General features: G+C 59.4%; 12 protein-coding genes. 2 read left to right on the top strand and 10 right to left on the bottom strand.

Annotated features, from left to right (window positions below):
* Nucleotides 1-80: 80 nt before the first annotated feature.
* Nucleotides 81-269, top strand: a complete 189-nt coding sequence (locus OKB77_RS00320) for a hypothetical protein (protein WP_064338693.1) — start codon at nt 81-83, stop codon at nt 267-269.
* Nucleotides 270-424: 155 nt separating this feature from the next.
* Nucleotides 425-1,279 (top strand): lytic transglycosylase domain-containing protein, encoded by an 855-nt coding sequence (locus tag OKB77_RS00315; RefSeq protein ID WP_064338694.1) that lies wholly within the window; start codon nt 425-427, stop codon nt 1,277-1,279.
* A gap of 8 nt (nt 1,280-1,287) precedes the next feature.
* Here the strand turns inward: OKB77_RS00315 and OKB77_RS00310 are convergent, their stop codons facing one another.
* From OKB77_RS00310 to OKB77_RS00265, 10 genes are all read right to left on the bottom strand, one after another.
* Nucleotides 1,288-1,851: a YgjV family protein gene (locus OKB77_RS00310; RefSeq protein WP_064338695.1), complete on the bottom strand. Its 564-nt coding sequence runs from the start codon at nt 1,849-1,851 to the stop codon at nt 1,288-1,290.
* Nucleotides 1,852-1,908: 57 nt separating this feature from the next.
* Nucleotides 1,909-2,484: a Crp/Fnr family transcriptional regulator gene (locus tag OKB77_RS00305; RefSeq protein ID WP_150390316.1), complete on the bottom strand. Its 576-nt coding sequence runs from the start codon at nt 2,482-2,484 to the stop codon at nt 1,909-1,911.
* A 552-nt stretch (nt 2,485-3,036) separates the two neighbouring features.
* Complete coding sequence (locus tag OKB77_RS00300) at nt 3,037-3,201, bottom strand: hypothetical protein (RefSeq protein ID WP_164884649.1); 165 nt, start codon at nt 3,199-3,201, stop codon at nt 3,037-3,039.
* Between the two features lie 8 nt (nt 3,202-3,209).
* Nucleotides 3,210-3,524 carry a hypothetical protein gene (locus tag OKB77_RS00295; protein ID WP_270816779.1) on the bottom strand — a complete coding sequence of 105 codons (315 nt, stop codon included), beginning with the start codon at nt 3,522-3,524 and terminating at the stop codon, nt 3,210-3,212.
* Nucleotides 3,521-4,999 carry a LamG-like jellyroll fold domain-containing protein gene (locus OKB77_RS00290; protein WP_270816778.1) on the bottom strand — a complete coding sequence of 493 codons (1,479 nt, stop codon included), beginning with the start codon at nt 4,997-4,999 and terminating at the stop codon, nt 3,521-3,523. The genes OKB77_RS00295 and OKB77_RS00290 overlap by 4 nt, the downstream gene beginning before the upstream one ends.
* An 84-nt stretch (nt 5,000-5,083) precedes the next feature.
* Nucleotides 5,084-10,339, bottom strand: coding sequence for a phage tail tip protein J-related protein (locus OKB77_RS00285; RefSeq protein WP_270816777.1), 5,256 nt, complete (start codon nt 10,337-10,339; stop codon nt 5,084-5,086).
* Nucleotides 10,340-10,741 (bottom strand): DUF6950 family protein, encoded by a 402-nt coding sequence (locus OKB77_RS00280; RefSeq protein WP_270816776.1) that lies wholly within the window; start codon nt 10,739-10,741, stop codon nt 10,340-10,342.
* A 2-nt stretch (nt 10,742-10,743) separates the two neighbouring features.
* Nucleotides 10,744-11,331, bottom strand: a complete 588-nt coding sequence (locus OKB77_RS00275) for a hypothetical protein (RefSeq protein ID WP_270816775.1) — start codon at nt 11,329-11,331, stop codon at nt 10,744-10,746.
* Complete coding sequence (locus OKB77_RS00270) at nt 11,328-11,939, bottom strand: hypothetical protein (RefSeq protein ID WP_103857854.1); 612 nt, start codon at nt 11,937-11,939, stop codon at nt 11,328-11,330. The genes OKB77_RS00275 and OKB77_RS00270 overlap by 4 nt, the downstream gene beginning before the upstream one ends.
* A gap of 9 nt (nt 11,940-11,948) precedes the next feature.
* Complete coding sequence (locus OKB77_RS00265) at nt 11,949-14,267, bottom strand: hypothetical protein (protein ID WP_270816774.1); 2,319 nt, start codon at nt 14,265-14,267, stop codon at nt 11,949-11,951.
* Nucleotides 14,268-14,348: the final 81 nt, after the last annotated feature.

Here is a 14,348-nt window from a genome sequence, read left to right as displayed (position 1 = left end):
GTGCCACCCGGGAACAACTCCCGACCCCAGGCGCTCTGTCCGTGGCCACGCAACACCCCATGACGACAAGGAGCCACCTCATGATCCGAACCCTGCTTTTGATCGGTGCCGCCATTGCGGCCTATGCCCTGACCCAGAGCCACTCTCTGCTTCCCCTGCTCAGCCTGCTGGCCCTGCTTTCGCTCTGGGTTGTCAGCGAAATTGGCAGCTTCTATCGCGCGCTTCCTCCCGCCGTAGTGGATGAGCAGGAGTATCACCACGACTTTTAACCGGATGAAAAATGGTGTGAAACGGTCGAGATGCCGTTAGTTCCATACCGTTTTGCTCTCTGAAATCTCCACGCTATAACAACAGGATCCACTGGGTTCGTGGCGATAGCAGCCATGTTCCTCTATATCTTCTGTACTCAAACAGGAGATAACCCATGAGGCACATCAGCGAAAACGGACTGTTTTTGCTGCTTTTTTTGTCGTTGTTACTGGCAGGTACGCCGCGGGCGATGGCACAAGGCAGGGATTTCAGACAGGCCCCCAAGGCGCTAACGGCGATCAAGCAGGGTCAAGTGGCCCAGCAACACGGCAATCTGCAAAAGGCGATAGCCCTCTATTGCGTAGCCGCCAGCACCGGCAATCCCGAAGGTTACTTCCGGATCGGGCGTCTGCTCGCCACCGGCCCCGCCTCGGTGCGCAGCGCGAAAATGGCCAACAGCTATCTCGCCATGGCGATGCGCCTTGGCAACCAGCAGGCCAGCCGCTACTACAACCCGCGGGTCGGCAATGCCCCCATGGGCGATCAGTGCGGTGTCGGCATGCGCGGCGGACAAGGGAGTTATTTCGCCCTGCCCAGCACACCGTTCAATGTCGAGGCCTATCTGGCGCGCCAGTCACCGGGCAAACAGAAGCTGGCCACCATGCTGCGCCACGCAGCCAAGCGCCATCAGGTCGATGCACGGCTGGTACTGGCGATTGCCATCGCCGAATCCAATCTCAACAGCCGCGCCGTTTCACCCAAGAATGCTCAGGGGCTGATGCAACTCATCCCCGAAACCCAGCAGCGTTTTGGTGTCACTCAACCCTTTGATCCTGCTCAGAACATCAAGGGCGGCGTCAGTTATCTCAAGTGGCTGGATCGCCGCTTCGATGGCGACTGGGTGCGGATCTCGGCGGCCTACAATGCCGGGGAAAAAGCGGTGGAACGCTATGGCGGCATCCCACCCTATGACGAAACACAGGAGTACGTGAAACGGGTGCTTTACTTCGCTGGCCACAAGCAGCCCTGAGCGGAAAATCAGAAGGTCGCCCGATCGGAAGGCGGCACACTTATCTTTCTACGCTCACTGTGGCGGCCACGCCCCCAATAATCGAAGCCATAGTGGCGGTAGTAACCCACCAGATTGCTGATCAGAAACAGCCCCTCCATCAGCACGGCGACCGGTGAGCCCACCAGCAAGTTGTTACCCACCCAGCAGAGGGTACCGAGCAGCATCCAGCGCCTCAACAGGCGATCATCCGGGCAAAACGCGGCACGGGTTTGCAGAAAGCTCGCCAGCAGCCCGATCCATGAGAGCAGGCCCTGATAGGTCGCCAGCGCCGCTGCACAGGCCAACCCCATGAAAAACCACATCAAGATGCGGCGAACCAGCCAGATACTCACAACAAAGCGCATACTGGCCAGCAGCAACAGGCTGGCGGCCGACCACTGCCCGAGCAGGGTAAAGTGACCGGCATTGAGCGCGCAGGAGAGGGCCAGACAGGCCAGGATCCTACGGCGATCCCGCAACTGAAACGACAACAGATCGAGCAACAAGGCCAGGCTCACTACCAGCTGCGACCACAGAAACAGCGACATCATCCACACCTCATCCGTCATTTGGATGGCGCAGCATGAGGGGATGGTCGGAGAGCGGCATTAACCCGTGTTAATGCGCCTGCGGATCCGTGACAGGGTGACCGGGCTGATACCGATATAGTTGGCGAGCTGCACCTGAGTGAGCCGCGCAGGCCAGTGAGGGAAGGTGTGGCAGAGCTCCCGATAACGCTCCTCGGGAGAGTGGAGCAGCAAAAACGCCTCCTTGCGCTCCTTGTAACCGAGCTGCTGTCGCAGCAGGGCCATGCAAACCGGCTGCCAAACGGGCTCTTCCAGCAGGGCGATCGGAACCCGCACAACTTGCAACTCCGTCAGCGCCTCCAGCTGGTAGCGGGCGGGCGCCCCCGTGAGCCAGCTGTCATAGAGCAGGCAGAGCTCCCCTTCGAAGTAGAACTCCTTGCAGCGCTCCTGCCCGTCCCGGGTGTAATGGCAGGCACGAGAGATGCCCGTTTCGATATAGAAGGCAGCCTCCTGTTCGGCCCCTTGCGCCAACAGCACCTGACCGGCGCGCAGCGTCTGCCGTGGCAAACGCTGACAGAGGGCTTCGCTCAGGGCAGCGTCCAATCCCATGGCACACAAAAAGGTGGCAAGCAGGGGGGCTTGAGGAGATGGGTTCATGAGGACTCCGGAACAAAATGGCAGCCCACATCATGCCCAAATTGCACAGCTGATGCAGCAAGGCGTGACCTCGTTGGCAAAGGGGGGACATAGCCGGGTGCCGCCTTTGCCCCCCCTCGTCCGTTGGTTTACAATCGACGGGTTTTTTGGAACCCGGTTGACCTGTGTCGACCTGGCCCCACCACGACATCAGTCTGTTAATGCCAAGACATTAACCTGCTGAAAAGGAAGAGAATTAGCCAATGGCTCAATTTATTTACACGATGAACCATTGAAGCCGCCCGCGAGCCAGCATGAGCTACAAAGAGCCACACAAAGCTGGCAAATTCAGAGGCTTACAATTAGTTATCAGCAGCTAATCTTGGCTTTCCCCAGCTCTTTTCGTGGCCCCATTTTAGCCCCAAACACATCATTCTTGCATTTTTTGGCCCCAAGATGGCCCCAAACTGGAGCATCATTTCTGGAGGTAATCATGGCGATTGTTGTGGCGCCCATAGTTCCAGATCGCGATTCGAGCCTCAGAGCCCCGGCACATGGCCGGGGCGGGTTCAATTACTTTGGCAGCACATCGGCGCAGGGGCGTGGCACCAAGACGGTTTTACCCTGGTGCTGCTCCTGCACCTGACAGACAGGCCCCGGAGCGGTCGCTGTATTCCACGCCCAGCCCAGCAGCACGGCGACGACGATAGCCGTAATCGGCTCAAGACGAACGATCATGGTGTCCCCTATGCCCAGACGTATTGCGGGGTTTCAACAACGACCGTCACCGGCGCCAGGGCGGCGGCCATTGCAGGGTCTTGGGTTCTGACGTTGGCGTGATAGCCAGGGACGGGCTCGCGCACTACCACCTCCACCCCATCGACAACCTGCACATCGCCAGTCAGGCGCGTCACCATGCCAGGCGGCAACAGTTGCAGCGAGGCGGCAGGGTGATAGAGGGTACCGGTCTCGCCGTCCTTGATAAATCCGGCAGAGATAAGCGCCTTGGTCATGGCGGCCATATCGGCTGCCTTTAGGTTGAGGTCGATAAAGTCGTTCATGCGATAGCCTTTATTTGTGCTTCAGATAACGCTCTGTGCCAGATGCGCAGATTTCGCATGTGGCCAGAACTTTGAAACAGCCCCGTGTTGTTACAAAGTAGATACAACCTGGCATTTGCAGTCTCAGCTCTTCCTGTAACCGTTGCAGTCCCAATCTTCGAGCCGTTGTTGTACAGAGAAAAACTGGGGCCGTTCACTACAAGCACGCAGAGGCCTGACATCACAGCTGATTGTGAAACAATTTTGTTTGTTCCGAACATCGCCACTAGCCGACGCTCTTGAGAAACTCCGACATAGTGGCGGTTTGATGATGCGTCGTTATCGAGGTCTATCAATCGGTTATCTGCTATCCGGTCGCTGACTCCCAGCAAGTCCCACTCAAACGCAACAGTAAACCCTTGGAAAGCGAATCGATTGCCAGCGGCTGGCAGGTACGCGGCATCAGGAGCTCGTGTCACTGCGGCGCCTGATGGCTGCATATATGACGTAGCAAAAGGAAGTGCTTCAATCTGCCCGTTTGAGCACACCCCTGCAACGGTTAACGTAAGCGCACCCGCTGTAGCAGTAAATGTCATAGCCACCCTGTCACTCGCCCCCACACCAGCAAGAGTGCCAGTCGCAGCTCCAGACAAGGTGACAGACCCGACACCAAAAAACGACAATGTGTGCGTCCCAGCTGAAACTTGAATTGTCTGTGTCGTTAGTGTGCCTGGCGTTTGTATTAGATTTGTGCTCTGCAACTCATTCAGCAGCCCCTCTCGCTCAAAGCGCGGTTCATTCACGGCTGCTGATTTTTGCTGCCCATCCTTTCCTTTGTATGACGCTGTTGTGCTCCGGCTGAAATTCACCATCCGCGCCACCACATCCGACCCGACCAGCACATCCCGCCCATAGCCGGTGATGAGGCGCAGACTGTCACTGAGCGGCGCCCACACATCCGGCATGGGAAGCGCTGCCAGCGCCACGATCCCCGCTGCCCGGTCAGCCTCGGTGAGGGCGCGATCCGCTTCGGTCTTTGCCCGGTCGGCTTCGACCTTGGCGCGGGCCGTCTGCCCCTCCCCCTCGCTGGCCACCTTCTTCCAACTGGGGATGGTGACGTTGGCGCCGGTGTCCGGGTTGAGGATGGCGACATCCCCCGAGCCGGTCAGCCAGGTCATCATGCCGTCGAACCAGGCGCGGTATTTGGCGACCAGGGACGCCAAGTCGGCGGCAAACTGGCTGATGGTCGAGGTGCGGGTGATGTCGATCCGGTAGCCCTGGTTAGCCAGGGTGCCGCCTCGATACGCTTCTACCAGGGTGAGGCTTTCATCGCTGACCACGGTATCCACTTCATAGGCGAAGTTGTCCGGGCCATAGAAGGTGTGCCCCTTCTGAATGGGAAGGGTGCCAGTTTTCCATTTGGTGCCAAAACCGGTGACGATCTTGCTGCCATTCGTCACTGTCACATTGCCGGTGCGCGGCCAAAGTCCTGCCATTGCAAGGTTCCTTCAAAAGAAAACCCGGCGCAAGGCCGGGTTTATACATGAACATCCGATTAAGAATATTTTTAAACTACGTAATTACGCCATACACACTATGGCTAGACACGAGCTAGATGCGTACTGATAGTTTTTGTTATCGCGATCGTATTTGATCGTGTATTCCGTATTTGCAGATAGTGTGAAATCAAAGTTTTTGTTCATCGTTGAACCTTGACCAATTCCATAATCTCTTGCTGTTAAAGCCCCCATTTCTACACCGTTAATATAGACGCGGGCGGTAGTGGTTGATGAACCACTGGATACAGTGAGAATAAAGGTACATCTGCGAGTAAAAGGCATCGCTGCGATATGAACCTCCGCTGCCAAATTAAGCGCATAGGTTCTGACGATATCCCCCGTTATTTGGTTAGCGCTCAACTTACCAAGGATCTGGCAGTTCTCTCGCATAACTACGTTGTTGAAAGTGCCCCGATTGGCATTCACTTCACCGGTAAACGACCCCTCAGCGGCATAGAGACGGTTTGTGCGGATGGTGCCATCGGAATAAATGATGGTGTGCCACCCCTCGCCCCAGCCGCTGTAAGGGCCGCCAGGCCCGAACCCAGCATTTCCCCCTTTGAACTGGCTGTTCTCGATGGTGACGGCTGACAGGTTGGTGACCTTGATATACTTAGCGATCACATTGCCGATCTCTGCCGTGTCCATCATGGCGTGGTTCATGTAGACGGTGCCGTTTTTGATGACGAACGGGTGGCGCTTTGTCGTCGCACCGCCCGCCCTCGACATCACGGCGAACACATCCGCATCGATCACGAAGGTGCTCAGCACAGTGCCATCTTCATTCAGCTTGACCGATAGGCCAAAGCCGCCCCCTTCTCCAGCGATTTGGGCCTTGGTGTACCAGCCCGCCTCCACGTTGCCTTTCAGGTCAGCAACAGCCTTGGCCGCCGTTTCCACGGCTGCCGTGGTTTGGTTGAGGCTGGCTTGCACCTTGGTGATGGCGTCGGCGTTGGCTTTGTCCCCCGCCACCTGGGCCTGCTGATTCTGCTGAATGGCCGACCCCAGGGTGGTGTCACCACTGGTCACCTTGGCTTGAAGCTGAGACAGTTGCTCGGCCAGCGCCTGATCCCCCTGCGCCTGGGCTTGCTGGGTCTGCTTGATGGCCGCATCGAGCGCCTTGTCACCTGTCTCCACCTTGGCGGAAAGCTGGGTCAGTTGCTCAGACAGCGCCTGATCCCCCTGCGCCTGGGTGCGCTGGGTTTCCAGGATAGCGGCGTTGAGCGTCTGATCATCCCCCTCCAGGGTGGCTTGCAGTTGGGTCATACGCTCAGCCATGGCCTGATCGGCTGCGCTCAGGGTGCGGTTGCTCTCTTCCAGGGCGGCACTGGTCCTGCTGTCTGCCGCCTGGTAATCGGTCTTGAGCTGGCTTAACTCCCGGGCGGTGGACTGCTCCACCCCGGCGATCACCTCCCGCACCCCGGTGAGCGCGGCGGACGTTGCCGCCTGCTCCCCTTCGAACTCGGCACGGAACTGGGTCACCTCGCGGGCCAGCGCCTGGTGTTCGTCGGCCTGGGTCTCTTGCCGACGGGTGATCTCGGCGCGAGCCTTGCGGGCCCTCTCCTCCCCCCGCTCATCCGACAGTGTATTGCCGATGCTGGCCAGGGCCGTCAGATCGACCTCTGCCGAGAGGTCATCTTGCTTGGCTGCCAACACCTTGCCCTGTTCTGCTACGGCCTCGGAGAGGGTGCCAACGGCGGATTGGGTGTTATCCGTCTTGGTGGTGAGCTGTTGCAGCGCCTCGCCGGTGGCCTGCTGGCCATCACTGACCACCTTACCCAGGCTGGTAAGCTGGGCGGCTTGCTCACCGGTGGAGGTCTTGAGCTGACCGATTTGCTCAGCGAGCGCCTGATCCCCCTGCGCCTGGGTGCGCTGGGTTTCCAGGATAGCGGCGTTGAGCGTCTGGTCATCCCCCTCCAGGGTGGCTTGCAGTTGGGTCATACGCTCAGCCATGGCCTGATCGGCTGCGCTCAGGGTGCGATTGCTCTCCTCCAGGGCGGCGCTGGTCTCGCTGTCTGCCGCCTGATAATCGCTCTTGAGTTGGCTGATCTCCCGGGCGGTAGACTGCTCCACCCCGGCGATCACCTCCCGAACCTCGGTCAGACGGGCAGTGGTGGCGGCCTTCTCCCCTTCGAACTTGGCACTGAGGTCGGTGACCTCGCTCGCCAGAGCCTGATGAAGATCAAGCTGCACCTGCTGGTCACGGCGAATGGATGCCTCGGCCTGGCGGTGACGCTGCTCCCCCTTATCGCCCGCGAGGACGTTGGCAATGGCGGCCTCGGCGGCTTGGTCAGCAGCCTTGGCCGTCAGGTCCAGGGTGGCGGTGATCTCGTCAAAGCGGCCAGCGGTGACCCCGCCGTCACTCTCGACAATCTGCTCCAGCGCCCGGATCTTGCCCTCGGCGGTGCCGGTGCGAACCTCGACCCCGCTGACCCGCTCAGCTAACACCTGGTCAGCCTCGGTACTGACCCGCGCCACTTCGGTGATGTTGGCCAGCAGGGTCTGGTCATCTGCCTCCAGCTCGGCCTTGAGGCCGGATACGCGCTCGGCCAGGGCCGACTGGGCATCGCTGTTGACGGTGATCCGTTGCTCTGCCGCCGCGAGCCGTTCGCCCTGCTCGGTCACGGTGGACTGGGCAGCCTTCTGCTGGATCTGCCCCAGGGCGGCATCCAGAGAGCTGCTGACCTCGGTCAGGCGCTGCTGTTCGCTGGTGAACTCCGATTTGGTGACCGTCTGGGTGAGCTTGGCATTGATGCCATCCAGTACCTGCTCGGCCTCGGTAAGCCGTTCGCCCTGGGCATCCACCACAGCATGATCGGCCTTGGTGGCCAAGGTGCCGGTGGCGGCGTCCAGTTTCTGGTTGACCTCGGTAAAGCTGGCCTGGGTCTCATCACGAAGCGCCCGCACCACATCCATTTCAATCTCGCCGGTGCCAGGGTTAACCGTGAAGATGGCATCGCGCAGATCGCCCATCTCACTTTGCACCTGGTCAATCTTGCCGTGCAGCTTGTCTTGCTGCAGGACGGTATCTATCCCCATCTGACCCAGGTGGTTCTGCTCATCGCGCAGCAGGTTTTCGGTCTGCTTTGACCGATCATCGAGCGCCGCCAGGGCGTCACCCAAGCCCGTCATCTGCTGATCAATGACCGGCACCCGTTCAGCAATCGGCGCGATGGTTTCGCTCAGATCGGTGAACTCGCGCTCGACCAGTGCCAACTTGCCGGCGATGTCCGGGATCTGCTCGATGGGTTTGCGCAGCTCCTCGCGCAGGTGCTCGCCACCGATCTGATCATCCAGGATGTCGAGAATGGAGGCGGCGTCGTAGGAGGTTTTCCCGCTGGCGGCAAACAGGCCGGATTTGCCATAGGCGTTGACGGCCCGCAGCCACACGTAATAGGTGGTGTCAGGCTGCAATCCCTGAAACGTCATGAACGCGCCCAAGCCCGCATTGGTGGCCTTGCCCTGCACTTCGGACAGGGGCAGCTGCACTTTGCTCCACCACCATTCACACAAGGTGCCGTAGGACTGGCCGCCGGTGAACACCGGGCGGAATGCCAGGGACCAGTTGCCCGCCTCGACCTCCACCCCAACAGGGATAGCGGGCACTTCTATGGTGAACGAGACGGATGCGACCGGGGAGTGGGCGCCAGTCAAGGCTACCGCTCGCACCATCGCCACATAGTTACCAGCAGGCAGGCCGTTGATTCGGCAAGATTCACCAGGGCTTTGCGCCGTCATGACGGTAACCGGCGGCTTGCCAGGAGTCAGCCGCTGTATGATCACCTGGTTGTACGCAATGGTGCCGACGTTGCGCCAGGACAGCACGCCCTGAACGATCTCCCCTACGGTTTCGACTTCATACCGGAGCTGGTCAGGCATTGCCATGCCGCCCACTGGCAAATCGGTAATGTCAGGGCGCTCCATCGGCAAGCCAATGGCATCGGCCCACACCCCCACCGACTCCTCACGCAAGGTCAGCTGGACGCCATCCATCAGATCGAATGACCAATCAACCACTCTGAACTCCACGCCATTGATCCCCAGGGCGGGAATGTAGAGGCGAAGGTAAGAGCCTGGGCGGTACTGCCAACCTGACAGATTGACCGAACAGGTGATGGTGCGGGAGGTACGACGCTGGCGCAGCAAAATATTAGCCAGGCGCTGGGCCTGCCAGGGGGAGGTGACAAACCGGAAATCAAGATCTTCGGTCAGCTCCTGGCCATCATCTTCCTCAACCCACTGGGCCACCTTGACGGCGGGGAAGTCCATCTTCTGGAACGTCTCTCCGTCAATGAAAGTCCCCACCACTGTGTTGATGCGGTCGCTGGCCGGAGGCTCAGGCAACAGATCAATGTCACCTTGCAACTGATGATCAAACAAGTCCTCACTGGCGGGGCCATAGTAGGCTCCGACGACAATGCCGTGCATGCCGCTGACATAGGTCGGTTGACCCGCGCAGGACATGTGCATGTCTTCCAGGATCTTGGCGGGGGCCTCACTCAGGTCGAACTCACCGTTGATCGCGTAGCGCTTTTCTTTGGTGCCGTCCTGGAGGGTGATCAACTCGTCGCAGATATTGGCGGCCACGATGAACTCATTGAGCCGCAGCTCATCATCCGGCACCCCCAGCCAGCGGCGGTAATAGTCCAAAATGACCAGCGCGGCATTGTCGGTAAACTTGACCTGGCCATCGCGGGGATCCCATACCTCAGCGCCAAACTTTTCCATCTTGATATTCGGCAGGCCGGAGGGGAACTTCTCGGCGTTGAACTTGAGCGTCAGACGCACCCAGGCGATCCCTTGCCCGATCATGTCCTCTCGCCAGTTCGGGCAGTTCGCCAACATGTAGGGGTCACAGGTCTGGCGATCATTGTGCAGCTCGTAACTGGCCAGATCACCGAACGTCTCGATCAGGTCGTCACCCAGCCAGAGACGGCCCACCCGGTTTATCTTGTGCCCCGCGATAGTGAGGGCCAGATAAATCAGCTCCCCCTCAGTCTGATCCCCCACCTGCTCCTTGGCATTGGAGAGCAGGCCAGACGAGATCACGCGACCATAGACGGCCACCTTGGAAGAGGAGGCCGCTCGCAGCACCTGGCTGCGCTCACTGGCCCCACGAAAATCAGAAAAGGAGGGGGTCTTGGTGGTTAGCATCATGGCAGCCATGGAGGCCATGGCTCCGATGGCGTAGGCGGTAGTCAGCGCAACACCGGCAGCAAAGAACGCGCCGGAGCCAGCCGCCACACCCACCAACACAGGAACAATGACAGGGGGCATTTATTCAACTCTCCAGGCTATCAGGGGAACAACACCAGGCACAGGGGCGGCCCCCTGATCCGTCATAGCCCACACTTGACCGGCCCACATCACGCCAGCCGTCTGGCCAAGGTCACTTTCGAAAACCACGGCATCCCCGCGCTGGGCCATTTCAGGGATCACCCGTTCAAAGTGGGCATCCAGCACGGCAGGGATGGAGCCGTGCAGCTTGGCCAGCACCCGCTTGGCGCCAATTTCCGTGGTGTAGCGGTTGCGGTAATCGGCGGCTGGGTCTTTGCCACAAGCCGCGACACAGCAATCGGCGACAAACAAACAACAGTCAGCCGAGCCCCAAAGAAAAGGCCGCCCGGAGGCGGCCTCGATAGCAGCAATGATCCGCTGCTGCCAGTCTTGATAGCGCATGGTCAATCCTTATAGGTCGAGTCAGGCCCATCTTTCGCGGAGCCCCAGAAGATGGTGCAGTTGGCCATCCAGGTCTGGAGCCTGAAAAACGCATCGTTAGGGAAGAGGCGGCGGTGACTCTCATCGGTGCAACGCATGGAGAGCCCCTTTTTCCAGTCCTCAAAGATGTTGGAGATCGTCAGTTGTACCGCGTTGGTTCTGCCCACCTTCACCGGCGTTGACGCGATCCGCCCCTTATACTGCAAGGCGGCGGCCACCAAGGCTCCGGTGTCGTCCAGCACAACCAGGAACAACCAGACCAAGCGCCCAACCAGGCGCTCTTTCATCACCTCAGCCAACAGGGAGTTATCAAGTCCGGTCAGGGTCATGTTGAGTTGTGTCGGGGACGTAGTGAGCTGTTCTTTCTGGGGGCTGATCTGCCCCATGGCACCTATGCCGTAATAGACCTCACCCCCGATCACGGCCTCCCCAAGACCGGTGTGCAGACGGGTTATGCCGCTCGGGAGATCTATCTTGGTGGCATAGAACGCCGTCACATTGGGCCGGTTCAATGCGGCAACAATGGCGGGATCAAGGCCGGTCATGATCATGGGTAAAACGCCTCAATCAGGGACAGGGTGACATCCGTAAACACACCAGGGGAATGGTGGAATACCCCTTGCTTGTTGTCCTGTAGCTTGAATACGCCACAAGGCCGAGCGACAACCAGCGGGGTGCCTGACGGGTAGTTTTGACGAACCATCGGAGAGATACGCACAAGCGCTGTACCAGCTGCATCCGAATAGACATCAGCCAGCACCATTTTCAATTCATCACCAACCTGCACCCAATCACCAAGGCTTAACACCCGCCTGCTGGGTGTCCACCCTCGGGATGTGAACTGCTTTTTCATTGAGATAGCTTCAGTCACAACAGGATGACCAAGCACGGGCTGCGGATTGCCAACCAGTTGGGATGAAAAATCCCATATCCTGACCCTGCCGGATGTCCCCTCCAGTGAGAAAACGAGCGCCTTCAACCGCTTTGCCACCGGCGCAGGCAGGTTTCTGAACGTCAATTGGGCGGTTACCTTGGCACCAGGTATTGCCAAGGTCTGGGTTGACCCAGACATGGATTCAAAGTCTCTGGTCAGTCCCTCCAGCCCTATCGACATTTCGTTGGGGATGATGTCCGTAGGCCAATCGATTACATCTGCCAATTAAGCACCTCACACATTGAGCATTCGCCGGATCTGGCCACGGCCCGCCACATCCTGCACCACCATCTGGTAACCCTGCTGGGCTCCCTGCTGGGCACCGCGCCGGGCCGCCTGCTCCATCGCGGCGGATAGAGCAGCATCCCCCGCACCTGATACAGCGATATGCTGGATAATGGTGACCCCGTCACTACCATCACCGCCCTTGCCCGCTGCCCGCGCCAGAATCGCTTCCGAGTCGCGGCGACTGGTCACATTGGCGGGGCCTTTTATCAAGGTGCCATTCACAAACTCATCCCCCAGCTCTGACACAATGCCGAACTGGTTGGCCGGAATGTGCCCGCCCTTATCAAACAAACCGGCAATCGCCTGACCGGCCACCATGCCCGCCGACGCATAGCCCATCATCCTGACGCTGTTGGACAGACCAATGGAGTAAGGAGGCGGGAAGGCGGCCAATGCCTTGGCGGCGGCCTCTTCCGTTGACACGATGATGGAGGGGATGGCGGCAGCCTTTTGCATGGCAAACAGGGCTTTATAGATGCCGCTGTGCTCCATGCCAGCCTGCTGCAAGGCAGAGGTGGTAATGCTCATGGACTGCTGGGTAAAACTCAGCAGCTCGGCAGATACTGCCGACTGGTATTCCCGCTGTTTGTTGACCCGGTCGTTTTCGATCTGCAGCAAGCGGGACTGGTGATCCTGCTCCAGCATTTCCCGGCTTGCGTGGTACTCCATCTGGAGCTGGAATTGCAGGTCGTGGTTAGCGGACGCCGCATCATAGGCTTGCGAATACTGCTGCTGCAGGCGCTGCTGGGCTTGTTGCCAACGGCTCTGCTCCTCGATGACAGAGGCACCATACTGCTCGATACGGGCCACGTTGCGGGCGTCGTAGAAATCCCTGTCGATCCCTTCCATCGCTTGGTTGCTGTTGGCCAGCAGTTGCTGACGCTTGTCCAGCTCGGCGGCAATGGCCTTGTTTTCAACCCTGAATGAATCCACCGCCGCATAGTTGACGGCTTTGGGCTTCTTCGGGGCTTTCGGCGCTTTCATGGCACCGGGGATCACGGCTACGCCGCGCCCCTCCCCACCAGGGGCAGGCAAAGGAGGCAGGCTATCACCGCCACTGGTCACGGCGGACTGGATAGACTTTTTCAGGGTGTCCAAGTTCTGGAAATATGAGGCCCAGCCGTCAGCGCTGGACTGGGACAAGAACGCTTCCATATCGCCTTTGGCGAGCTGCATAGCGGTTCCCAGCGCATCGAGCTGCCCTAGCATGGCATCAGGCTCGCCCGCATCCTGGTAATCTCTCAGCGCCTCGTTGTAATCCATTCGGGCAGCAGAGTAGGCGGCAGCAGCTTTCAGGTAGCCGTTTCGGGTTTCCTGGTCGGCGCCGATGTTAAATACCAGGGAAGCTTTCTCAAGCGTGGTGTCGATGGTTCGGATGAACTGCTCCAGAGCGAGAGAGGCAGACCGCACCCCTTCGATCACATAGAGCGCCATCCCCTTGCCAAGCTCAGCGAAACCGCCTTTGGCATCGGCAGCATCGACAATCCACTGACGCATCAGGCGCGAGCCTTCGGAGATGGCTGGGGCCATGCTGGCCTTGACCTGCTCCCACAGCGCTCCCATGACGGACATCAGGCGCTGGATCTCGAGACGGGCTTCACGCACGGCAGCGAACTGGCCGCCGGATAACGCCATGCCCATGCCGTCGATCTCGTCGGCAAAACGGAACAGCTCGCCTTTGTTGGTGTAGAGGGTATCGAACAGCTCTGCCGCTGCATCATTCAGCTCATCGAGCCAAAAACGGGCATCGGCTGCGCTCATCTTTTGCAGCTCGGCGGAGAAGGAGCGCAGTTGCTGATCGGGCGACATTGCCGCCCAGTCCTGGGCCGACTGTCCAATCTGCTTGAAGAAGTCCACCAAGGGCCCGCCGCCGGTCTTGGCCGCATCGGAGATCCGAACGTTCAAGTCCTTGACGACATCCGACAGGCGCTCCCCGTTGGTGCCAGCCCATTCCGCTGCCTGGGCGTAGGCGTGCCACTGCTGTGCGGCAATGCCTATGTTTCGGCCAAGGTTGGCCGTCTTGTCAATGCTGTCATACGCCGCCTTGATACCGGCGAGCGCCGCGCCTGAGCCCAGGGCGATCAGGGCGCTGCGCAGTGAAAACACCTCGGTGACCAGCGTCCGAACACCTCCGGCCACCACTTTTCCGGTGTTGACGACATGACCACCAAAGGTGGTGAAGTCTTTGCGGGAACGGGCCAGCTCCTCCCGGAACTGGGCCGCATTCAGGCCGAGCGTAGTGACCAGGCTGCGCAATACGGCCATAGGTTATCCTCTGATGTGGTTAAAGCAGGACGGCTCTCAGCGACAACTGAGACTCTTCCGGGGTGATTTTTTCTGGATCAG

Origin of the sequence: Aeromonas sp. Y318-3, assembly GCF_027706185.1 — a bacterium.
GTDB classification, from domain to species: Bacteria; Pseudomonadota; Gammaproteobacteria; order Enterobacterales; family Aeromonadaceae; genus Aeromonas; species Aeromonas veronii.
Note: the sequence above shows the minus strand (reverse complement) of the source record. Positions and strands in the feature narration are given on the sequence as shown.